The organism is Bacillus sp. FSL R9-9530 (genome assembly GCF_038008145.1).
Classification (GTDB): Bacteria; Bacillota; Bacilli; order Bacillales; family Bacillaceae_G; genus Bacillus_A; species Bacillus_A mycoides.
The window spans coordinates 4,196,240-4,219,611 of sequence record NZ_JBBOYO010000001.1; the positions used below are offsets into that span (position 1 = coordinate 4,196,240).

Annotated in this window: 24 protein-coding genes; 17 read left to right on the forward strand and 7 right to left on the reverse strand. The window is 37.3% G+C overall.

What is annotated here, in order from left to right; genetic code table 11:
• The first annotated feature begins 67 nt into the window (after nt 1–67).
• The 12 genes from MKX66_RS21050 to MKX66_RS21105 all read left to right on the forward strand — a co-directional run bounded on the left by MKX66_RS21050 (nt 68) and on the right by MKX66_RS21105 (nt 11,414).
• On the forward strand, nt 68–898 hold the full coding sequence (locus MKX66_RS21050; RefSeq protein WP_341087060.1) for an SGNH/GDSL hydrolase family protein: 831 nt from the start codon (nt 68–70) through the stop codon (nt 896–898).
• Between the two features lie 112 nt (nt 899–1,010).
• Nucleotides 1,011–1,682 carry a response regulator transcription factor gene (locus MKX66_RS21055; RefSeq protein ID WP_002166430.1) on the forward strand — a complete coding sequence of 224 codons (672 nt, stop codon included), beginning with the start codon at nt 1,011–1,013 and terminating at the stop codon, nt 1,680–1,682.
• Nucleotides 1,683–1,693: 11 nt separating this feature from the next.
• The gene (locus MKX66_RS21060) at nt 1,694–3,124 is read left to right on the forward strand and encodes a HAMP domain-containing sensor histidine kinase (RefSeq protein WP_002034822.1); all 1,431 of its coding nucleotides are present in this window, start codon (nt 1,694–1,696) and stop codon (nt 3,122–3,124) included.
• Nucleotides 3,125–3,190: 66 nt separating this feature from the next.
• Nucleotides 3,191–3,973, forward strand: a complete 783-nt coding sequence (locus MKX66_RS21065) for a DUF3919 family protein (protein WP_002089688.1) — start codon at nt 3,191–3,193, stop codon at nt 3,971–3,973.
• Complete coding sequence (locus MKX66_RS21070) at nt 3,970–5,004, forward strand: ABC transporter substrate-binding protein (protein WP_341087063.1); 1,035 nt, start codon at nt 3,970–3,972, stop codon at nt 5,002–5,004. Before MKX66_RS21065 ends, MKX66_RS21070 begins: the two co-directional genes overlap by 4 nt.
• A 19-nt stretch (nt 5,005–5,023) precedes the next feature.
• The gene (locus MKX66_RS21075) at nt 5,024–6,358 is read left to right on the forward strand and encodes an MFS transporter (protein ID WP_088040452.1); all 1,335 of its coding nucleotides are present in this window, start codon (nt 5,024–5,026) and stop codon (nt 6,356–6,358) included.
• Nucleotides 6,359–6,606: 248 nt separating this feature from the next.
• The gene (locus MKX66_RS21080) at nt 6,607–7,791 is read left to right on the forward strand and encodes an efflux RND transporter periplasmic adaptor subunit (protein WP_002034815.1); all 1,185 of its coding nucleotides are present in this window, start codon (nt 6,607–6,609) and stop codon (nt 7,789–7,791) included.
• A complete protein-coding gene (locus tag MKX66_RS21085; protein WP_002130002.1) occupies nt 7,788–8,468 on the forward strand; it encodes an ABC transporter ATP-binding protein in 681 nt (226 codons plus the stop codon). The genes MKX66_RS21080 and MKX66_RS21085 overlap by 4 nt, the downstream gene beginning before the upstream one ends.
• Nucleotides 8,465–9,664 carry an ABC transporter permease gene (locus tag MKX66_RS21090; RefSeq protein ID WP_002167364.1) on the forward strand — a complete coding sequence of 400 codons (1,200 nt, stop codon included), beginning with the start codon at nt 8,465–8,467 and terminating at the stop codon, nt 9,662–9,664. The genes MKX66_RS21085 and MKX66_RS21090 overlap by 4 nt, the downstream gene beginning before the upstream one ends.
• Before the next feature lie 126 nt (nt 9,665–9,790).
• A complete protein-coding gene (locus tag MKX66_RS21095; RefSeq protein ID WP_341087066.1) occupies nt 9,791–10,459 on the forward strand; it encodes a Yip1 family protein in 669 nt (222 codons plus the stop codon).
• Between the two features lie 81 nt (nt 10,460–10,540).
• Nucleotides 10,541–10,711: a hypothetical protein gene (locus tag MKX66_RS21100; protein ID WP_341087067.1), complete on the forward strand. Its 171-nt coding sequence runs from the start codon at nt 10,541–10,543 to the stop codon at nt 10,709–10,711.
• Between the two features lie 232 nt (nt 10,712–10,943).
• The gene (locus MKX66_RS21105) at nt 10,944–11,414 is read left to right on the forward strand and encodes a sigma-70 family RNA polymerase sigma factor (protein WP_341087069.1); all 471 of its coding nucleotides are present in this window, start codon (nt 10,944–10,946) and stop codon (nt 11,412–11,414) included.
• 83 nt (nt 11,415–11,497) lie between these two features.
• Here the strand turns inward: MKX66_RS21105 and MKX66_RS21110 are convergent, their stop codons facing one another.
• Nucleotides 11,498–11,974 carry a competence protein ComK gene (locus MKX66_RS21110; RefSeq protein WP_341087071.1) on the reverse strand — a complete coding sequence of 159 codons (477 nt, stop codon included), beginning with the start codon at nt 11,972–11,974 and terminating at the stop codon, nt 11,498–11,500.
• Between the two features lie 193 nt (nt 11,975–12,167).
• Between MKX66_RS21110 and MKX66_RS21115 the strand changes: the two genes are divergently transcribed.
• Entirely contained in the window at nt 12,168–12,566 is a 399-nt protein-coding gene (locus tag MKX66_RS21115) for a DUF4359 domain-containing protein (RefSeq protein WP_341087073.1), read from the forward strand.
• A 20-nt stretch (nt 12,567–12,586) separates the two neighbouring features.
• Here the strand turns inward: MKX66_RS21115 and MKX66_RS21120 are convergent, their stop codons facing one another.
• Complete coding sequence (locus MKX66_RS21120) at nt 12,587–12,802, reverse strand: DUF2922 domain-containing protein (RefSeq protein ID WP_002034804.1); 216 nt, start codon at nt 12,800–12,802, stop codon at nt 12,587–12,589.
• Between the two features lie 21 nt (nt 12,803–12,823).
• Entirely contained in the window at nt 12,824–13,048 is a 225-nt protein-coding gene (locus MKX66_RS21125; RefSeq protein ID WP_002016256.1) for a DUF1659 domain-containing protein, read from the reverse strand.
• A 111-nt stretch (nt 13,049–13,159) separates the two neighbouring features.
• Here MKX66_RS21125 and MKX66_RS21130 point away from each other — a divergent pair, with 111 nt between their 5' ends.
• Nucleotides 13,160–13,645, forward strand: a complete 486-nt coding sequence (locus MKX66_RS21130) for a VanZ family protein (RefSeq protein ID WP_002034802.1) — start codon at nt 13,160–13,162, stop codon at nt 13,643–13,645.
• 155 nt (nt 13,646–13,800) lie between these two features.
• Here MKX66_RS21130 and MKX66_RS21135 read toward each other — a convergent pair whose 3' ends face one another.
• Nucleotides 13,801–16,557, reverse strand: coding sequence for a DEAD/DEAH box helicase (locus tag MKX66_RS21135; protein WP_341087075.1), 2,757 nt, complete (start codon nt 16,555–16,557; stop codon nt 13,801–13,803).
• A complete protein-coding gene (locus tag MKX66_RS21140) occupies nt 16,541–18,160 on the reverse strand; it encodes an SWIM zinc finger family protein (RefSeq protein ID WP_341087077.1) in 1,620 nt (539 codons plus the stop codon). The genes MKX66_RS21135 and MKX66_RS21140 overlap by 17 nt, the downstream gene beginning before the upstream one ends.
• A 158-nt stretch (nt 18,161–18,318) precedes the next feature.
• On the opposite strand from MKX66_RS21140, the gene MKX66_RS21145 reads away from it, so the two are divergent.
• From MKX66_RS21145 to MKX66_RS21155, 3 genes are read left to right on the forward strand one after another with little or no spacing between them, the layout of a single operon-like run.
• On the forward strand, nt 18,319–18,807 hold the full coding sequence (locus tag MKX66_RS21145) for a zinc ribbon domain-containing protein (RefSeq protein ID WP_002034798.1): 489 nt from the start codon (nt 18,319–18,321) through the stop codon (nt 18,805–18,807).
• A 5-nt stretch (nt 18,808–18,812) separates the two neighbouring features.
• Complete coding sequence (locus MKX66_RS21150) at nt 18,813–20,366, forward strand: hypothetical protein (protein ID WP_341087078.1); 1,554 nt, start codon at nt 18,813–18,815, stop codon at nt 20,364–20,366.
• Between the two features lie 13 nt (nt 20,367–20,379).
• A complete protein-coding gene (locus MKX66_RS21155) occupies nt 20,380–21,759 on the forward strand; it encodes a zinc ribbon domain-containing protein (RefSeq protein WP_341087079.1) in 1,380 nt (459 codons plus the stop codon).
• A gap of 194 nt (nt 21,760–21,953) precedes the next feature.
• Here the strand turns inward: MKX66_RS21155 and MKX66_RS21160 are convergent, their stop codons facing one another.
• A complete protein-coding gene (locus MKX66_RS21160) occupies nt 21,954–22,256 on the reverse strand; it encodes a DUF3910 family protein (protein WP_341087081.1) in 303 nt (100 codons plus the stop codon).
• Nucleotides 22,257–22,340: 84 nt separating this feature from the next.
• Nucleotides 22,341–23,219, reverse strand: a complete 879-nt coding sequence (locus MKX66_RS21165) for a cell wall-binding protein EntA (protein WP_341087084.1) — start codon at nt 23,217–23,219, stop codon at nt 22,341–22,343.
• Nucleotides 23,220–23,372 lie beyond the last annotated feature (153 nt).

Genomic DNA, 23,372 nt, shown 5'->3' on the forward strand with positions numbered 1-23,372 from the left:
TGGGTTTATTTATGCGTAGATTTATATTAGTATTATATATTGTGAGATTAATAGATGAGGTGAATCGATGAATAAGAAAGCAGTACTTGTCCTATTTATTTTTGTATTGTTTATTGCTTCGGTTGTGAGCGGTAAACTATATTGGAATAAGAAGGTTGCGAATGCAACAGGGCAAACGAGTGAAGTAACGAAAACAAAGGCTGAAGTGAAAGATAGCGGAGCGAAGAAGGAAGAGAAAAAAGAAGAGAAAAAACAAGATGCAAAGTCATCTTTTAATGAAGCATACGCGAAGAACTTACCTGATGCAGTGAAAGAGAAGTTAAAGAAAGCTGCTCAGGATAAGAAGGCAGTAAATCTTGTTATTGTTGGTGATGAAGCTTCTTCATCTGAAAAAGATGCTTGGATAGCTAAGTTCACTGCTAATTTAGAGGCTTCTTACGGTAAAGGTTTATGGAATGTGACGGTAAAGGAATATAAGGGTGAAAGTACAGAGGAATTAATTGCGAATAAACGCGATAAAGAGATTGCGAAAGACAATCCGGATGTAATTTTATTTGAACCACCATTTATTACCGACAACGGAAAAACTGGTAATGGAAATTCTGTAGCGAGTACACAGAAGTTTGTGCAAGCACTTTCTACTAGTGCAAAAGGTGCTACAATTATGATTCAACCATCAAACCCAGTGTATGGTGCGAAGAATTATCCGAAAGCGATTGAAGCTTTAAAACAATTTGCGACGCAAAATGGTTATACATATGTTGATCATTGGGGAGCTTGGCCTGATGCAACAACGAAAGCAATTTTACCGTACTTACAAACAGAGTTCGGTTTCCCAAGTGCTAAGGGACATGAAGTTTGGGCACAATATGTAACGGATTATTTTGTGGCTAAATAATAAATGAGAGAGGGTATCGTCGACAAAATATGTTCGACAATACCCTCTCTTTTTTTGTCTTATTTTTGCTATACTAAACTGTACTATAATACAGGGTGGAAGGAGGAGAATGATGAAAATACTTGTAGTAGATGATGAATCGAGTATTCGTAATTTGATTCGGATGCAGTTAGAGATGGAAGGGTATGAAGTATTGACGGCGGCTGATGGGAGAGAAGCTTTAGAGAGATGGAATGAGCAGCCGGATGTACTTATTTTAGATGTGATGCTTCCTGATACGGATGGGTATGAGTTGTTACGCTTATTCAGAGAGAAGGAGCGTGATATTCCGGTGCTTATGTTGACAGCGAAGAGTCAGATGAATGATAAGTTACTTGGTCTTCAGCTTGGAGCTGATGATTATGTGACGAAGCCTTTTAATTATGCGGAGCTTATTCTTCGGGTGAAGAATATGGCGCGGCGCGTGAAGAAGAAGGAGGTTCCTTTAAATCATGAGGTGATTGGGGCTGGTGATTTACTTATTTGTCCAAAGGAACGAAAGCTTCATGTGAGTGGGCAGGAGATTCAGTTAACGTACCGAGAGTTTAATTTATGTCAGTTGTTTGTTTCGAATCCGCAGCGTGTGTTCATGAGGGATGAGCTATTAGAGAAGGTATGGGGGTTTGAGTATATCGGAAATACGAGAGCGGTTGATATTATGGTGCAAAGGCTTCGAAAGAAACTCGGCGCGAGCGGGGAGTATATTAAGACAATTTATGGTGTGGGGTATAAGCTTGATTGCTAAAAGGTGATGATATGTCTTTAAAACGAAATATGGTGTTTGGAATAGTTGGGTTGTTGATTCCAATTCTTGTTCTTTTGTATGCGGTTGTTTATATTGCACTGGAGAAGAATGTGTATCATAATGCGGCAGATTCCTTAGAAAAGTTAAGTGTGGAAGCGCAAATTTATACGATGAATTATTTAGAGAAGGAAGCAGAAGTGGAGACGTTAGGTCCTAATTCGCTTTTAATTGCTTCGTATTTAGCGAAGCGAATGGATGTCCGGGTGCAGATGATTGGGAAGAATGGAGATGTTGTTGCAGATACACAAAAAGGAGCGTTACTTCATCGGAATATTGACATTGAGAGTTCTTTGAAGGGAAAGAAATCTTATGTTTTCGAGGAGGGAGACCCAGCTCCAATTCTTTTGTTTTCAAGTCCGGTTTATTATGGAAACGATGTCATTGGGAGTATTCGTTTTATAAATGAGTTAACGGATGAGAAGGAAGTTTTAACAAATGTAAGTTGGACGTTTTTAATGACGTCGCTTTGTTTAGTAGCTGCTGGTATTTTCTTTGCGATTCGTTTGGCGAAGTCTCTTCATAAACCAATTGATCAGTTAAGGCAAATGGCATATCGGCTTGCGAATGGAGATTATGAAAGTAAGATTGAGCTGAATGAGTATGTGGAAATTGCGCAGCTTTCAGCGTCCTTTAATGCGATGGCTGATGGGATTGAGCTGCATATTAAGCAGCTGAAGGAAGAGAAAGAAAAACAGAAAGATTTCTTGGACCGCATTACGCATGAGCTGAAAACACCGCTTACGGCAATTATCGGGTATGTAGATTTAATTCCGAAGTTACAGTCGAAGGAAGATGTGCAGGAGAGCCTCCGTTATGTGTCTGTAGAAAGTGAGCGTCTATTATCACTTGTAGAGGAATTACTTAAGTCGTCAAAGTACGGGAAGAGTACGTTTGAAGTGTCACCTACAGTCGTGAATATTAAAGAATTGGCAGAAGAAGCGGTTTCGATTGTGAAACTTAGGTTGCAGCAGTTTGAAATTGAAGTTATGAATGAGTTAACAGAAGTGCACGTCGTTGCGGATTTTGATAAGACGAAGCAAATTTTCTTGAATGTGCTTGATAATGCGATTAAATATAGTGATGCTACGCAAGTTCGTATGAATGTAATTATAAATGAGCAGGAAGCGAAAGTTTTTGTTCATGATGATGGTATTGGTATGGATGAAGGTGTGCTTGCAGAATGGAATGAGTCTCCGGAAGGTAAGGTGCTTCCTTCAAGTTACGGGAATGGCTATGGCTTATACATTTGTCAGGAGATTATGAAGAAGCAAGGCGGAAGTATGCGAATTGAGAGTAGTGAAGAAATGGGAACTACAATATGCATTACATTTTTACTTCCGAGACGGATGGAAGACATAAAAAACTTGAAAGCGGTTAAATGATACATTTATGAAACAATTATGCGGTATTTTCGAAACAACGTTTTTTTATCTTGGAGGTAGGCAGAAATGAAAAGGCTATCATTTCAAATTCTTATGTTTGTCTTTTGTATGATCGTTTCTCTTATTTTGTTTTATGTTATTGAGAAGCAAATATATAATCGAATCACAATTGTGGATGACAAACAAGCCGTTTTACAAAGAGTGAATGAATCCCTTCCTACTGAAGTGAAAGTAAGGCATGAGAAGTGGGGAGAAATTGTTGTAACAGATGAAGTTCGTTTGCATACGATTGTTTCATTCTTTGACCGAATTCGAATAGAGCCGAGAGAAGCGAGGAATCAAGAACAAGTATTTACTGGAGAAGTAACGTACTTGAATGGACATAAACGTACCTTTGCAGTAGGTGACTTGTTCCAGTACGAGGCTAATGTATACGGAAAGAATGGCACGGATCCGATGATCTCAGCATTTCAAACGTATTTGTTAAGTCTGTATTATACACCAGAGCGCATTAGTAATTTCTTTGCGGAGGCAAAGGAAGTTGTAGTGAGGCAAGGGGATGTAATACGTACTATAGATCTTACGCAAATATTTGATTCTATTCGATACGCAAAGCAAATTACAGATTACGGAGAAATTCAGAAATTATTACAATCACAGAATGAGCCGATTGCTTATATTACTGCCTATAAAACAGGCAAACGTGTAAAGAATGAGCGGGAGGATATTCTAACTATTTCTGTGTATCCATCGTACTTTGTTGTGCAATATCTCGGTGATAATAACGGGAATGTCATGTATATGAAGGGCTCCCTAGCAGAATTTCTTGTAAAGGAGAGTGTGTCATGAGAAAGATAGCCTTTTTCTTCTTTTTGCTAGTAATCGGAGGAGCGATGTCTAGTTGCTCTCGAGATACAACCTCTATTAAATATAATAAAAGTGGTCTCCCTATTTTGGATGATCGTCATCTCGTTGCGTATGTAGCGGCCCGCGAGGAAGTTGGTGAAGCTTTGCTTTCGTCATTTTGTAAACAACGCGGGTGTACATATGAATTTATTCGTCTATCGACAGAAGAACTTCTTCGGAGAGTAGAAGAGGAAGCTGGAAATCCGAAGGCGGATATTATTATTGGCGGTACAGTAGATGCGCATCAAATGATGAAGCAAAAGAACCTTTCTATTCCTGTTACGACCCAGCATGCGAATCGTATTTCAAAGACTGTTAAAGATAAAGATGGTTATTGGTACGGTTATGAAGTGGAGAAACTGGCAATCGCGATTAATAAAGAGCGGTGGAATGAAGAAATAGCGCCGCTCGGTCTTTCCTATCCATCAAGGTGGCAAGATTTATTAGATCCGGTATATACGGGTAAGATTGCAATGCCTGATCCAAATGTTTCCGGCACAGCATATACTTTGTTTCAATCACTTATTGATACTTTAGGTGAAAGAGAAGCGAAAGAGTATGTTAAGAATCTTGCAAGGCAAGTTGGTGAAGTAACGGTGAATGGTTATATGCCTGCAGAACTGGTTGCGAGCGGTGAATATATGATAGGCATCAATTTTGCGGGAGATCAGAGAATGCTTCAAAAACAAGGCTTTCCTATTGTAAGTAACGAACCTGAGCAAACAGGATTATCTGTTAATGCGATTTCGAAACTGAAGCGTGCACCGAGTGGTTTTATTGCGGACTTATTTATTGATTATTGTTTATCAGAAGAAGCGGGGCACATTTTAGAAAAAGTTTCGTTTGGCGTACCAACGATGTTTGCGAAGAATCAGAAAGAGATAGAAGGTCAGCCGGTTAGAAGGACGAACAAAAATATATCAAATAGTGGAATAATCGAGATATGGAATAGACAGCGTCTCTCTCAGCAGTGAGAAAAGGAGACGAAAGAATATGTTTAAATGGCTTAAGCCAGCACCTGCAATTGAGAGGTTACCAGCGGATATGATCGCTAAAGTATATACATTACTGCGTATTCGTGTGCTAATGGGAATTTCAGTTGGGTATGCTGCTTATTATTTAGTTCGTAGTAACTTTACGTTATCAAGCACGTATTTAGTGCAAGAATATGGTTTTAGTACAGCTCAAATTGGACTACTAGGTTCAGTAATGGCGATTGTTTATGGATTTAGTAAGTTCTTTATGGGGAATTTATCAGATAAAGCTTTCGCCCAGCGTTTTATCGCAGTCGGATTGTTCTTATCAGGGCTTGTAAATATTTGCTTCGGCTTTGCATCTTCATTTGGGATGATTGTTACATTACTTGTCCTAAATGGTATTGTACAAGGAATGGGAGCACCACCTTGTAGTATCGTTATGACGAAATGGTTCTCGAAGAAAGAACGTGGTACGAAAACAGGTATTTGGAATATTTCACATAACGTTGGTGGAATGCTAGTGCCGCCCCTTGTCGGAATTGGTGTAGGTATTTTTGGTGAAAATCATTGGCAAGGCGGCGTGTTTATTTTCCCAGCGATTATCGCAATGGTAATTTCAGTTCTTGTTTGGATTAATGCGAAGGATACACCAGAATCTGAAGGTCTTCCTCCAATTGATGAGTATCGTAATGACTATGAAAATCTTGAAAAAGCAGATAATGCTAATAAGATGTCACCAAAAGAAATTTTAATGAAATATGTAGTGAAGAATAAGTTCGTTTGGTATTTATGTATTGCGAATGCATTTGTTTATTTAATTCGTTTCGGTGTTATTAACTGGGTTCCGCTGTATTTAACAACAGTTAAAGGTTTTTCAAAAAATGAAGCACATGCTGCATACGCGATTTTTGAAGGTATGGCAATTCCAAGTTCATTAATCGTTGGTCTTTTAAGTGATAAATTATTTAAAGGAAAACGTATGCCATTATGTATTATGAGTATGGCTGGTGTTGTTGTTGGTACGGTTGTATATTGGCAAGCATCTAGCGTACTTGTTGTAAGTATTGCCGTTTCTATTATCGGTTGTTTAATTTACGTACCACAGTTTTTAATCGGTTTAAGTGCGATGGAATTAGTACCGAAATTTGCAGTAGGTACAACAGTTGGTATGTGTGGTCTGTTCGGTTATGTAGGCGGAAGTCTTGTAGCAAACGCAGCAATTGGTGTTATTGTTGATCGTTCTGGCTGGGATGGCTGCTTCATCTTACTATTAGCAGGCGGTATTTTATCAACAGTATTCTTATTTATCGTTCAACGTGGACATGAGAGAAAAGGTCCTAAAGTGGCGTAATAGTTTATTCAGAAAAGCGATCCAATCATTATTTTGGATCGCTTTTTTTATATAAGGAAACCTTTCCTTAAAACTATCTTAAAAGATAGAATGTCATATTTCTAATCATTGGTATTTTTGTTACAATATAAATGATTGTGTAAAACTTTGTAAAATGAGTGTAACAATGTAAGTGGGGATGAAATTTTCCGAAAGTTTTATACAATTAAATAGCTATTAAACTATTAAGATATAAAAGGAGAGAGAATATGTTACCAAATACGGTTCGTACTCCAAACAAGAAGAAGAAATGGATTATCATCGGAGTTATTGCACTAATTGTTATTGTAGCAGCAGTTAATATTTTTGTTATGCAAGGTAAGAAGAAAGGTACGGCTAATACAGATGCTGTAAGTTTTGAGAAAGTGACAGAGCGTAAGCTTAATAATACGAAGTTAATTTCTGGTCAGGTGAAGCCAGGGAATATTGAAAGTTTTTATGCGGATCCGACTAAAGGAAAAGTGAAAGATATTGCGGTGAAAGAAGGACAAGAGGTAGAAAAGGGAACGAAATTATTCTCTTATGATAATGAAGAAATTAATCTTCAAATGAAGCAAGCTGATCTTGATCAGAAGATGGCTGATATGCGTTACGATCAAGGGAAAAAGAAGATTGATTCATTGAAGAAAGAAATTAAGAAGGTAAAAGATAGTGGGGCTGGGAAAGAAGTAACAGACCCGATGGAAGAGCAAGTAAGTGAGTTAGAAATGGCACAAAAGACAACTGACCTTGAGAAAGAAAAAGGGAAGTTACAAAAAGAAGAGTTAAGTAAAAAACAGAAGGAACTTACGATTTATAGTAATTTCACTGGTGTTGTACAGAAGTTAGATAAGGATGCAGCGCAAAGTTCATCTCAGGCATTAGGTGGTCAAGGGAAAGCATTTTTACAAGTTGCTTCTAAAGACCCGTTCCAAGTTCAAGGGACTTTAACAGAGCTTCAAAAGTCACAAATTCAAAAAGATCAAACGTTCACTGTAACTGCGAAAGCAAATAATAAGAAGAAGTGGACAGGTAAGATTACGGAAGTAAGTGAATTCCCAACGAGTGCAGAGATGGCTCAAGCTGCTGGTGAGGGAACTCAAAATATGTCTCAATATACATATAAAGCAAGTCTTGATAGCCAAGATGGTTTATCTCCAGGTTATCACGTTTCTCTGCAAGTAAATTTAGAGAATAAGACGATGATTGCTGTTCCAAGTAAGAGCATTGTAGAAAAAGGCGAAGATGCATTTGTTTATATTGAAGAGAAAGGAAAGCTTCGTAAACAAAATGTGAAAAAAGGTTCTACTGATGGAGACTGGACAGAGATTGTTGAAGGCGCAACAGTGGGGCAAAAGGTGGTTAAAAATCCTTCCGACGACGTGTATGACGGAATGGAAGTGAAAGAGAAATGATTACGTTAAATAATATTGCTAAAACATATTATCAAGGAAAATTGGCAGTGCCGATTTTACATGGTATTAGTTTAACAATTCAAAGCGGTGAGTTCGTTTCTATTATGGGACCGTCTGGTTCTGGTAAATCAACGCTTATGAATATTATCGGTTGTTTAGATCGTCCAACAGAAGGTGAATATATGTTGAATGATGTGAATATCTTAACAGCAGACGAGTCAAAACTAGCTTTAATTCGTAATGAATATATCGGCTTTGTGTTCCAGCACTTTAATTTGCTGCCGCGTCTTTCCGCAGTGGAAAACGTTGAACTTCCGCTCATCTATGGTGGGGTGAAGAAAGCAGAGCGTCGTCAGAGAGCCCTTGAAGCGCTTGGAAAAGTTGGATTATCAGATAGAGTCCATCATTTACCTAGTGAGTTATCAGGTGGACAGAAGCAACGTGTAGCGATTGCGAGATCGATTGCAAATAATCCAACGTTTATTATGGCCGATGAGCCGACAGGTGCACTTGATACGAAGTCTGGTGCACAAGTTATGGATATTTTCACGAAGCTAAATGCAGAAGGTACGACGATTGTTATGGTTACGCATGAAGAAGAGGTAGCAGCGTATTCTTCCCGCCGCATTGTACTGCGAGATGGGAAAGTTACAGAAGATAGAAGGTGTGCAGTATGAGTTTACTAGATAGTATGAAAATTGCCTTATCGTCTATTTTAGCTCATAAACTACGCTCAGCTTTGACGATGCTAGGGATTATTATCGGTGTAGGTTCTATTATTACCGTCGTTGCGATTGGGCAAGGCGGGGAAGCTGCACTGAAATCCCAATTTGTTGGATCAGGTAATCAAACGGTACCGATTCATTATAGTGCCGATATGAATGATCCTTTTGGTATGGCGATGGTAGAAGCACCGAAGATAACTGAAGAAGATATTTTTGAAATTAAAAAAATTCCAGATATCGCACATGTTGTAACAACAAATTCAAGTATGGAACCAATTGATATTGAAGATAAAATAGAAATGGTGAATATTACTGGATTAGACAGTGAGTACTTTGCAGTAAATAAAGTAAAGTTGTTAAAGGGACGTTCTTTACAAGAATCAGATGTGGATCAAGGTAATAATGTTGTCATGATTAGTAAACAAATGGAAGAAAAGGTGTTTAAGGATGCCAATCCAGTCGGTAAAATTATTGAAATGAAAGGTCAACCGATGCAAATTATTGGTGTCTACAAATCAGATAACGAGTTTATGGGAATGGGACCGTCAGAAGCACTAGTTCCAATTTCATTATGGCCGACACTGTATGGAAAAGATGAAATTCAAAATATTTCTGTTCAAGCGAAAAATGTAGATAATTTAGAAAAAGCAGGTAAAAAAGCTGCAGATGTCTTAAATAGTCGTAAACCGAGTGATGCAACTGGTAAATACGAGGTTATGAATTTAAAAGAACTTCAAGAAGGTATTTCAAAAATGACTAATATTATGACGATGATCATCGGCGGTATCGCTGGTATTTCATTAGTCGTTGGTGGTATTGGTGTAATGAACATCATGCTCGTATCTGTAACAGAGCGTACACGTGAAATTGGGGTGCGTAAGGCACTTGGAGCAACACGTAGTAAAATTTTATTACAATTTTTAATTGAAGCAGTTATGTTAACGCTTCTAGGTGGTTTAATCGGAATTGGTCTTGGGTATGGCGGGGCATATATCGTTTCCACATTTGCGAAGTGGCCACCGCTCGTTTCATGGGAAGTTGTCGTTGGGGGCGTATTGTTCTCTATGACACTAGGTATTATCTTCGGATTAATTCCAGCGAACAAAGCTGCGAAATTAGATCCAATTGAAGCACTTCGTTATGAGTAATTTACTAGTGTAGTAGAGAAGTTTCTCTACTACACATTACCGTTCTAGTGGGCGGTTCGTATCCTCTTGCATGAGGATGTGAACCGCCCGTTAGAACGGGTTATATAAATAGAAGGAGGCGTTATGATGGAAGCGAATTTGAATACGCAAAAAGTTGGTGGAGAGAAGCCGTCATTATTTGGAATGATTACATCTCCTGGTGTACAGTTTGAGAGAATGAAGACTAGTAATGCGGTTTGGGGTGCATTTTGGTTACTTGTTTTATTAGCGGGGATTGTAGGAGGACTTGCTTCTTATGTGTACTCCCTAACCCCTGAGGCGATTAAGATGAATAAGGATTTGGGTATTAGCGTTACACCTATAATGTCGTTTGGTACGGGTGCAGTATTTGGTGCTATTGGTATGGCGATAGGTTTCTTTATTAGTGCAGCGGTGTATAAAGTATTAATGATGTTAATGAGCAATGATACTTCTTATAAGAAATTATTAACGATTAGTGTGTACTCAAGCATTATTTCATTACTTGGTTTATTAATAAATACAGTTTTAGCACTTGTTTTAGGTGGATCAGGGCAAGAAATGTACACTGGTTTAGGTCCGATTTTCGCTTCAAGTGGTGGTGTTGCAAAAGGTATTGCAAATAATATTGAAGTGTTCACAATTTGGGGATTTGTTATTACATGGTTAGGTCTTCAAATTACAGCTGGTTTAAGTAAAAAGAAAGCAACAATTCTTATGGTTGTCTTCTTTATCTTAACTATTGGATTTGGCGCAGTAAAAGGAATGTTCCAATAATATTGATGTTTTACGTCACTAGAAAGAAATGCAGCAATTATTTTTATAATTGCTGCATTATTTTTGTAAGGAGAGATAAATATGCTTAAGAAGTTTTTAGCAAATGTTTTGTTTATGTTAGTCGTAACGTTGTTAGCTGTAGAATATATACCGAATAAAAATCCTTATGTATTTGTTGGGGTTACAAGCTGTATTTTAGCTACTGGTTTATATGCGATCGATAGATTTTTCAAAAACATAGCTAAAGAGTAATATAGTTTGCCAATATATAAACAAAAGGTTCCTTCTAATGTATAGGAGGAACCTTTTTTATTTTTACCCCTATTTCAAATACCCCTATTAGAATTTCAAATACTGCCTAGTGTAATTTCAAATTACGGCAGCAGTATTTGAAATTACCCACAATGAAATTTCCTTTCTCATTTTATATTGTAGAGGTACCGCGGAATACTGAAGAGGTATACCTTTTAGAAACGGGCACTGTGTGAAGCCAGCGACTTTTGCAGATACGGTTGTTTTGTATGAAGGTATGATTATAAATCAAATAAAGAGGTTAAATATTTATCAAGATCATGAAGAGTATTACCAATGTGGCTTAATTGGTCTTTGGTATGCGTATGAAAGGTATGAGGAGGAGAAAGGGAGTTTTCCTGCTTATGCGGTGGTAACGGTACGTGGTTATATATTGGAGAGGTTGAAGAAAGAATGCGTAGTGCAAGAGAGGTATGTGTGTACCGGAGAGTATGGTGAACGATTTGGGTATGAAGATATGGGAACGAGGGCGAAGGACTTTATGAGCGTGTTAGATGAGAGGGAGAGGCACATTATTTCAGAGCGATTTTTCTCAGGGAAAAATATGGGGGAGATAGCGTCTGAAATGGGGATGACGTACTATCAAGTGAGATGGGTATATCGACAAGCACTTGAGAAAATGAGAGATAGTGTAAGGGGATAAGAATAATAAGTAGAATGGAAGGCAAAGGAAATATTGCGTTCCATTCTATTTACATTAAGGCAGTAAATGTGGCAAGAGGTTTTTTAAGGTAATGAATCTTTCATGTTCATTTGGGATAATACATGTCCAGATTTGAAAAATTGTTGCTGTAACTTATGAGAACCTATTTGTAGTGTTATGGTAGTTCCGTTAAAAAAATGAATGTTAGCTTTGTTAGTTTTTTTGGAAAACTCTATCTCATCTATATGGTTATAGAACAACCAAATGCAGCTTGGAGAAGAAGGAGATTCTGTTGGGAAAACGCAAATATATTCTTTGTGATTAATCGGAATTGGAACATTTTGTTTGAGCTTAAAGTTTATTTGGACTGCATGACGTCTACCTTGATAAGTAGAATGAACATGTGTTAGACAAGATTTCTTTATGAGTTGGATAGCTGTTTGGCAAGAGTACAGAGGGTTTCCGCTACTGTCGATAATTTTTGTCCGGTAATAAGGGTGTTTGCAAGGTTCGAGCATCATTGTAGAACTAGAAATAAAAATATTATTTTCATTATCCATGATTCTAAAATCCTCCCTTATGAAATTGTTATTCTGAATATAATTATATACGAATTATGTAAAATTATTATTAATCTTTTGTTTCGTATTGTAAATTTTTACGGTTCGTTTACAATCAATAGATGATAGTCTTTCTAATTTGCATCGCTTGTACATATATATGAAAATAGAAAAGAGTAGGCGGTGATATAGCATGAAGAAAAAGTATATTATTATGGCTCTAGCTGTTGTTCTCTTAGTTTATTTAGCAAACAGTAATCCGGGTAAGGAAGAATATACGGATTGGGCAGCAAAACAATTTATGAAGCGTAATGATGTGAGTAAGAAGCTAGAAGAGGTTGAGAAAGAAAACAAAGAGGGTATACTTGGCGACTTAGCATCGGCGGGAAAAAAATTGGCAAATAAGTATGTTGAACCACAAGTTGGATTATTAATTGAGCATTATACAAAGCGAAATGATTATATTTTCTTCTCAACATATACGACAGAGTTTGATTTAGGCGGAGAGAATTATAAGTATGTTTGTGTTGGTTTTTCAAACATCTTTATTCCAATTGAAATGCCGAAGAAAAAAGACGAATCTGCAAAATAATGCAGATTCGTCTTTTTGATTTACGGAGTAATCTGAACTTCAGATACGTTTTTTTCTATGAGGCGAGCCCCTTTTTTACGAGTATTTTCACTAATTGATGAAAATACAGATGAAGAAAGAATGGTATCCATTACTTGATTTACGACTAGTTCATTTACTGGTGTGATGGGATTTTCGATTGAAAAGGCAACTGTTTTTCCATCTTCTTTCACGAAAATTAACTCTAGTACTTGCATGCTTTATTCCCTCCTTTTTAATTATAGATTAGAAAGATCTGACGTGCTTACAAGTTGTACAGCGTGAAGTGATGATTGTTGTAGTGAAGCAAGAGCACGTGCTACTTCATGTACTTTTCCTAAATCTGCATTTGTTTTCACACGTTTGAATTGTTTGTTCTTAAAAACTGTTTTACCGTTTTTGTCTAATCCTCCGTTTAATACAAGGCGTAAAGTTAAATCCATTACGATTGTTTCAACTGCCATGTTTATCACCCCCATTCACTTTATAAATAGGGTGTAAATGTCATGTTTTGGCGTGAAATTTTTTCTTTTTTTTGGTACTCTTAAAAGACTAAGAGAGGGGTTTTCGGGAGAATGAATCGTAAATGGTTATTTTGGATTCCTGTATTACTATGGATGGGGATTATTTTCTATTCTTCAGCACAGCCATATAAAAAACAGGATATGCGCTCGGATATTGAGCAATATATAAATGTTGAGTTTGTGAAAGAGCATTTTTCATGGGTATCTATCGATTATGGGGGAGGTACACCTGTTAGTATCGCAAATAAAGGTGTAGGTGGATTTGTTGAGTTTTTCCTTCGTAAAGGTGCTCATTTTATGGTGTTCTTTATGCTCGGTTCATTGACGTATTATGCTTTTCATCGATCGGGTTATTCGAGAAAAAGGTGCTTTGCATACGCCCTCCTTTTCGTTGCGGGGTATGCAACATTTGATGAAATTCATCAATGGTTTACGGGAGACCGTACACCGATGTGGCAAGATTCATTGCTTGATACGTGCGGCGGGTTAACAGGAATTATAATAAGCAATTGGTTTTGGAATAGAAAAAGGAGCTAATCTCAGTTAGAGATTTGCTCCTTTTTCATTTATCCCGCTATTTGTGGGAATAGAAACATCCATCTTATCCCGCATTAACTGCCCGTAAAAGCTCGATTGGTGAAGGCTAATAATCAGTGGGGGATGAACAAAACCCCACTGATTAAAGTTTCACTTTATACGCCAAGTAATTCTTTTAGTTCGTCGGTTGATAGTTCGGTCATCCAACTATCGCTTGTAATGACGGCGTTGTTTAATGATTGTTTTCGTTCTAACATTTCATCAATCTTCTCTTCAAGTGTTCCCGTTGTAATAAGCTTATGAACGTGAACGAAGCGTTTTTGACCGATGCGATAAGCACGGTCTGTTGCTTGGTTTTCTACAGCTGGATTCCACCAACGGTCATAGTGAATAACATGGTTGGCGGCAGTTAAGTTTAATCCTGTTCCGCCGGCCTTTAACGATAAGATGAAGATGTCATACGTTCCGTTTTGGAACTGCTCAATCATCTTGTCACGCTCTTTCTTCGGTACGCTCCCGTTTAAGAAGAGGACGCGCTGACCGAATGTTTCTTCTAACATACTTTTTAGCATGTTCCCCATGCCAATGTATTGAGTGAAGATTAAGCAACTTTCATTTTGATCTTTTATATTTTCGATGAGCTCCATTACCGTTTTTGTTTTCATAGAGCGCTCGACGATATTTTGTGGTTCTTCTTCTTTCAAATAAAGGGCTGGGTGATTACAAATTTGTTTTAGCTTGTTCAGCATAAGTAATATAAACCCGCGTCTTTCAATTCCGCTTAATCCTTCTACATTTTGTAATGTATCTTGAACAAGTTGTTCATATAAGGAAGCTTGTTCGCCAGTTAGTGGACAATAAGCTTTCTGTTCTTGTTTATCTGGTAAGTTTAATGCGACCGTTTGATCTTTCTTCGTACGACGCAGTAAAAACGGCGAGATAAACCGCTGAACTTGCTGGATTTTTCCTTCATCGCGGTCCTTTTCAATCGGTGTGACGAAGCGGCGCTGGAATTGTCCTAAGCTTCCGAGATACCCATGATTGATAAAGTCGAAAATAGACCAAAGCTCAGCAAGTCGGTTTTCCATCGGTGTACCGGTTAAAGCAATTTTGTGATTTGCTTGTAGGTTTCTTACTGCTTTCGACTGTTTCGTATGTGGGTTTTTTATATTTTGCGCTTCGTCTAAAATAACAGCGTCCCAGCATAACGTACTAAGTTCTTCTTCATCAAGCTGAGCTAATGCATAAGAAGTTAATATAACATCTGTTGATTGAAGAAAATCTTTAAATGACTCATCCTTAGATCGGTTACTTCCATAGTGTAACTGAACACGTAAGCTTGGTGCGAAACGCTCAAATTCTTTTTGCCAATTTCCAAGGACTGATGTTGGTGCCACAATTAATGCAGGACCTGTTTGGAGATTGTTTTCTTTAGCGTATAGTAAGTAAGTTATCGTTTGAATACTTTTTCCGAGTCCCATATCATCGGCTAATAACGCTCCAAATCCAAGCTTTCGTAAGTATAGTAACCACTCAACACCGTGTTGTTGATACGGGCGGAGTGTTGCTTGTAGCGAAGATGGTACATCTACTTTTGGAATATCTCCAATGTGTAGAAGTTTTTGGAAAAGCTCTTCGTAATATCCATCTAGCTCGATTTCAATATCGGTAAACGGACTATCGTCTTCTACAATTTCTGTTTCTGCCGTATTAGATAAATGTTGCTGCAACACATCTTTCATTTCAAGTCCATATTTATCGGCACGGTGCATTAGTTTTTTTACTTCTTCAATAAAGGCAGGATCAAGTCTCATCCATTGACCATTTAAATTGAAAAGACGTTTGTTTTGTTCAACGAGTTCGAAAAATTCGCTTTCTGATAAATCAATTCCGTCCGTTGAAATGCGCCAGTCGAAATTAACGAGCGTATTCATGCCGAAGAAAGACTGTGTTTGTGCTGTACTTTGCTTCAGCTGTACACGCAACCTCGGTTTTGTTGCTTTTAAATTTTGCCACCATGATGGTAGTAAAATTGTAATACCTGCTGCAAGTAATTCATTACTTGCTTCGGTTAAGAAGTTCCAAGCTTCCGTTTCAAAGAGTTCTTCTCGGAACTTGTCGTCCTCTTTTAGCCACGGTACGAGCTTACTGAATCCTTCTTGTGTTTCAAGGATACGTTCTTCGTAATCGTGCCATCGTTTAGGTAAGGAATCGATACTTTCATATACATATATGCGATGTGCACCACGTTTTGGTGTAACGATTGTTTCAAGCTTCCACATTTCAAGTTCTTCTTGCGGTTCTTGTAGTCTTAAGCCGACTGTAAATGGAAGATCATCTTCAATGTAACCAATTTTTCGAAGCCAATCCTCTTCATGTAGTGCTGCTTCCAATTGCCTTTTCGTAAAGTCGTAATGTTCGTATAGTCTCTTTGCATCTTCCCATCCGTCAGTTGAGCGAGCATCTTGCAAAATACTTTCGTTCACAGCGGCAGAGAAAAGAGATGCTAACATGTCATCTTCAATTGAGGTATTCTGAACTTTCCAAGATGGCTGCTGAGACCAATGCTTCATGTCAGGTGCGAAGCTGCCGCTGACGAAAGCGTCCCATAATTCACTTGCGTCCTTTGTAAGTGCCGTAATAGGACCGTTCATTTGCATATTTGCAAATGAATTCATCGGTTTATTTGCGATGTATTCAAATGCCTGTGCATTCGTTAACATAACGCCTTGTTTTCCCTCATACGTTGCTTCTTTTAAAAACGTTCCGTAGAAAGAAGTAGAGTGCCATGCGAATGCATTTTTTTTCCAAGTTGCTACGGATAAGAGCGTACCGCTATCATCTTCTCCCCAAAGGAACCAACCTTGACTAACGTGCTGGAGCCTAATTGTTACTTCAGTTTGTATGATCATCGATTAATTTTCCTCTCCGTAATTCCTCTTGTAGTGCACGCAGACGTGAATGTAAGTTAGCGATATGAATAATGAAAGCATCCCATTCATCAGTTCGCTTCAATCGTTTATAAAGCATACGTAATTTCTTTAAGTAACGAACGGCACGTTTATATGATTTGCGATTTCGCTCTTCAATTGCTTCCATTGCGGCATGGTGATAAAGAGGAAGTGCTGCTTCGGGCGCTTCTTTTTCAATATCTTTCAATGGTTCTTTCAAAAGTTCGATTACTTCGAATCCATATAAGAGCTGAAGTTCCGTCCATGCATGGTATTGTTTCTTCGCAAGTACATATTGTTCATAATTTGTGAAACTATACGGTAATAGTTCTTGTAAAATCATTTCTAATCCCGCTTGTTCATTCGTATGCGTTGCATATGTCTCATACATCATCACAAATAATCGAACGATATCTTGTATGAAGACGGTATTTTCTTGTTCCGTTATCGTTTCTTTTACTTGTTTATAAGTAAAGGAAAGCCAGTTTTTCCCGCGGTCCCACTCCATCGCACTTAATAACTCTTCTAACCAATAGAAGTAAAGGCTCACAACAGAAGAAGGCTGTTTTTCCAGTAATTCCATTGCCGATACATCTTCACCGTTTAAAAAGAGCAGGTGAGAAGATGCTAATGCTTTGGAAAGTGGATTGATTTTAGTATCGATTCGATTTTTTTCTTCTTGTAGCTGCTCCTCTGTTCTTAACAGTTCACCCCATACGTGACGATAAATGAAGAATCGCTCTTGTGTATAGGCATCGGTAGAGAAGAATGATTCATGTATGAGCCGCGCTGTTTCTTCTAAAATTGGTTTGGATTCTTCTGGAATCGCCTCTGTTTTTAGGTCCCTAACGGTAGATTCAACTTTATCAACGAATAGGCGAACGACGTTAACTGGTTGGTGATAAGAATATAGTTTGTTTGCTTCAAATTCTTGAATTTCTTCTAATAATTTTTGAAAGCAATAAAGTGCCGCGTGCAACTTAAATAATTCATGAATAGCAACGATGCGCGGAGCTTTCCGTTCTAATTTTGTATAGAAGTCTGTAAAAAGACTCATAAGAAAATACATTTGTTTATAAGTGAGCCGCGCTTGTTCTTTTTTAAATGATTCATATTCATTTTCAAAGTATGTTTGCCAACTTTTATAATCCATTTCTTCAAAAGCTGATGATTGCAATACTTGTCGTGCAGTTCGAATAGGAGGAAGAGAAGGTTTTGTATTATTTTTGAATAAAGTTAATACATCTCCTACTTGCCCAAAACTAGAAGCTGCAGATAGTAACACAGCAAGCATATGCTGACATTGCGTTGGCGCGAAGCAATCGCAATAGCTTTCAGTGACATTACGAATCGGAATGTGAACACTATATACACTGCCTTCAGCATTTACAGTTCCGGATAGCGTATAGCCATCAAAGTCAACGTTATAGACAACACCACTACGATATAGTTGCCGAGCTGTAGCGACATGCTCTTGATCAGCAACTTGCTGTGGATCAAGCCCTTGAACGAACTCATTCGCAATCATCATAATTTCATCTTTCGTAATTGAGTCTTGCAGCATAATATTCCTCCGTACACAGATTTCTTTCCTTTACCATTATAAACAAAAAATGCTCAAAACAGAAAAAATGAAATTCTAATTACACAATTAGAAAATCATGGTAATATATATAATGTTAATTTTGTATATTACTATGTAATTAAAAGGAGAGAATTTGTTTGTCAGATTTACAATCGAAGTTTGGTAATGGCATGAATAAGTTGCAAGAGGGAATTGAGCAAGGCAAGATGAAGTTGCAAGTAGCACAGGAAATGGCACAATTAAAGAAGATTACACAAGAGAAGTTACAAGAAAAAACTGAAATTTTACTTGAACTTGGTCAAACGGTATATATGCAACTTCGGGATGATGAAGTTCGAATAGATTTGTTGAAAGCTATTGTAGCACCAGTGCAAGAGCTTGATGTTGCTATTTATAACACGCGCAGACAAATTTCTAATTTACAGAGACAAGAACAAAAAGGACAGTGTAGTTGCGGTGGTCCATTATCATTAAATGATAAATTTTGCGGGCAGTGCGGTAAAGAAAATGAGTTACTCCTTCAATCAAAAAATATTGAAAAAGAAGCATGTTCTTCATGTGGTGAACAAATTGCAACGGAAGCTACATTCTGTCCAGCATGTGGTATGAAGCAAAGTAAGGAGTGAGGAACATGTATTGTAAAATTTGCGGTTTAGAACAGCCTGAGGCAGTAAACTATTGTACACATGACGGCTCAAGTACGGATAGTATAGATAGCCATGTTATGTTAGTCCCGCAATCTTCGAAGTATTGCCGAACATGTGGACAGGAAAGTAAAGAATATGCTACATATTGTGAGAAATGCGGTGATTCTTTATTAGGAGTCGCCCAAAAAGAATCGAACATGAAATTACCAAATGCAGGAGCGCAATTACATGTAAATGCATCAGGAAGTATGCTGAAAAAAGGATTATTCGGTGGTGCTTTTGCAATTGTATGTATGTTCATTGCAGGCTTCATTGGCAGTTTAATAATAGATTCTGCTATAAATGATGTAGTGGAGACAGCGGTTAGAAATACGGATGGTATGCTGAATATGAATACCATTAATCAATCATTTATTGGTATAGCACCATTAATTTTAATGTGTCATTTAATAGGTATTGAAATTAGCGGGAGCGGGGCATACACGATGTCATTCCTTCTTCATATGCCATTATTCATCTTGGTAACTATTCCGGCACTTATATTAGGTGGAAGTGGATTTTTTGTTGAAAGAAACAAACCTTCAATTAGTTGGCGAGAGAAGTTCATGACATCATGTGTAATTGGCATGATATACGGTATTTTCTTATGTATTGTAAGCTTTATGGCAAGTTCTTCTACATCTATTTCTTATTTCTATCAAACGATGACTATTGATGTTGTATATTCTCATGTTGTTAGTTTATTGTTTGGTATTATATTTGGCCTATTATTCAGCTTTATTGGTATGAGTATTGAAGCAGGACCACATCGTATGCTTTCTTCTACTAGTCAGTTTGTCCCGTATGTAACGTCTATTTATTATAGTATAGTGACTGTTTTGAAAGGACTACTTATTACATTTGGTATTATACTTATTACGATTTTATTTAGTAGTTCAAAATCAATGGGTCCAATTGATTTTCCAGAGAAGGCGTATAAAGTATTACTTTCTTTAGAAGCAACACCTTTCATGTGGAATATGGCCCACCTTTCTCCAACTGAAATTGAGTGGGGAAATATGGAGAGAGAAATGCATAGATATTCAGTCGAAAAAGGGCCACTGCATGTATCGTATATGTCAGGCATATCAATACAGGGTACGTCTTTAAAAGACCTGGAAATCGCTAATGGTGCTAGTGCTGATCGTATAAAAGATATTGATGATTTTAATTCGTATTTACATTGGTGGGGATTATTAATTCTTCTACCATGTATTCTACTAGTTAGGGCTGGAATGAAATTGGCTCAATATCGTATGCGAAATATGTACGTAACTATAGCAGTGTTTAGTGCTGTTTATACAGTGATGATGCTTTGTATAAATGGATTAGCAAAAATTCATATTACAGCTTCAGGAAGTAAGGAAATTATGAAGGAGTTCGCTGGAATTTCTGGACCGATATTATCTATTCAAAGTAACACGCTATATTTAATAGTAGGTAGTTTTCTTATTTCTTACGTATTAACATTCGCGGGTATGAAATTAGTGAAAAAATAAGGGGGAGAAATACTTGAAGTTTTGTGGAACATGCAATAAACAAGTTGCGGATCATTTGAACTTTTGTCCTGATTGCGGAAGTAAAGTAGAAGAAATTGCTGATCAAACAGCTTCTTCTCACTCAGAAATGCGTAGAGAAACAAAGTCAGTGAAAAGTAAGAAGAACATGTTTTTACTTATAGGTTTTGTCATTGTTTTTGCTATTTTGTTTGGCACATATAAATTCGGTGCGAGCAAGTTTTCGAAGGAAAAGCAAGTAAATGCAATGATTGAAGCATTCCAAAATAAAGATGTGAATGCAATCGATGAGATTTTGAAAGTAGACGATCCAACCTTGAAGGTTAAGACAGAAGATATTAAGGCGTATATCCATTATTTAAAAGAGAATCCTTCTTATAATAAAGAACTGTTATCATATTTGCAAAGAGAGACAGTAGATCAAAAGTTAGCAAGTGATAAAGCATCTTTTAAAGATGGGAAAATTATAGAAGACGGGAAAGAATGGTTCTTGTATCCGAAGTATAAGTTCAGCATGAAATCGTATTACATGAATGTTAGCACAACTGCGAAGAATGCTGAAATATATGTGAATGATAAAAAAGAAACAGAGCTTTCTAGTGATAAAACTTCGAAAGAATTAGGTCCATACTTCCCAGGTGCTTATGTTGTAAAGGCAAAGGCGAAGACGGAACTTGCTGAATTAGAGACAGAAAAAGAAGTGGATTTAGCAGATGAAAAGAATGGGACAGTAGAAGTGAATTTATCACTTGAAGGAAATTATGTAACCATTTCATCTGATGAAAATGATGCAACTGTATTTGTTAATGGCAAGAAACGCGGAAAGTTAAATTACGGAAGTTATAAACTTGGTCCTGTACCAACGGATGAAACGGTAGAAGTACATTTAGAGAAAAACGCTGAATTTGGTGTGATGAAATCTGAAAGTATTAAAGTTGGAGATCAAAGTACATATTACTTAAAGTTCCCAAAAGAAGCTTCTAGTTCAGCAGTTGGAGATTTTGTACAAAATCATATTTATAATAACGTGCGTGCAATTGCATTAAACGATTTTAGTTTAATTGAAAATGATTATGATAAGAGCGGGAAATCGTATAAGGAAGACCGTGATTACTTACAATATCTACACAAAAAAGGAATTACAGAAGATTTATTGACAATGAATATTCGCAATGTAGAACGTCAAAGTGCAACGAAATATAAAGTAACGACATATGAAGAATATCATATTCGTTACGGTGACGGCTCTGTAAAATTCAAGAGCTTTAATAATGACCATATCGTTACTGTTAATGGAAATGGAAAGATATTGTACCATTCTCTTGGAGCGAATAATACGCTGAAATCAGAGGAAGTATCTGGTCCGAATCGTTAATATAAGAAAGAGGCTGTTCAATTTTGAACAGCCTCTTTCTTTAGGTAGCTTGCCGTTATTGTCAATCTTTGTCGGTAAATCGATATTCCATGTTGAACCGTTGATATAATTTTCTCTACTCGTGTTCATGAAGGGAAAGTAAAAAGGATATCACCTATTTGGGAAATTCTACTAGGTGATATCCTTTTTTGCAATTAGAAGCGGGCTTCCTTTAATATCGCTTGTACATATGGATCATTTAATATTTGCTTTATGAGCGGTAGCATTTCTTGCTCGAATGGAATATCAATAGGGAATGGCTTTTGAGAGCCTGGTTTTATTCCGTATTGTACGAGTTTGTAATGTGTATTTTCTTCAGACTTGAGCACAATTAATTTATAGCGATTGTCATCGTTTGTTAGTGAGAAGTCAATTGCGATTGCATCATATGTTACATCATCTTTATATATGTACGGTTTTGGTGTACCGACCCAGTCTACTTTTTCTTGTACATTCATGGACATAACCTCCTTATAGCTATTATAAAAAAATAAAAGCCAGCTCTCAATAAAGAGAACCGGCTGTAATTTAGCAGTCATTGGTTATTTTAAAATTTTCACTTTAACAGTTTTGCGTCCCCATTTGTTAGCAGCGCTATCTGATCCAAGTAGAATGTCGATACGGTTACCTTTAATTGCACCGCCAGTATCACCAGCGATTGCTTCTCCATAACCTTCTACCCATACTTTAGATCCTAATGGGATTACTTTCGGGTCAACAGCGATCATTTTCATGTTTGGGTTCGCTGTTAAGTCATGACCCATTGCAGTTAATACACGGCCGCCGTATGTGCCACCGTTTTCACTTGGGTGAGCTGTATATGCCGTAGCTACAACTGTTAACTCACGACCACCAGAAGGTGTGCTAGTCTCAGCAGCTTTCACAGCAGGCTTAGCAGCTGGTTTTGCTTGTGCTGCAGGTGCTTGAGCTTTAGCTGGTGCTACAGTTTTAGCAGGAGCAGGTTGTTCTTGTTTCTCGATAACAGGTGCTGTACCTGTTAAGAAAGGAACGTGAACATAAGCTGTTTTCCCGTTATATTCAAATTGTAACCACTCATTTTGTACTTGGTTCGTTGTTTCGATCATATCGTCTTTCTTAAGCGTTCCAAGAATTTCTGAGGTTGTGTTCGCTTCAGCACGTACATTTAATACGTTAGCTGTTACATAGTAAGAGTTCTTTGTAAACTCTGCACTTACGAATGCGTCTTTACCATCTAATTTGATTTGTGACCATCCGTTTTCTGTATTTAGAACATCTAATTTATGACCATTCTGTAATTTACCGACAACTTTTGATTCAGTAGTAGGGTTTTCTCGTACGTTTAGTACGTCTGTTGTTACAACAGTTTCTGCATTAGCAGATGCGGTGAAAATCCCAAGACCAAAAACTGCTGCTGTTGCTATTCCAATTAATTTTTTCATGATAGCCTCCATTGCGTTTGTTTTCGTGTCCTCATTATAGCAACAGATTTTTTCGGATTTTGGGAAAACACACAATTACAAACCATTCGTAATAAGTCGTTAACACTTTGTAATATAGCTAGAATGAGAGGAAAGCGTTTTTCATTCCATATA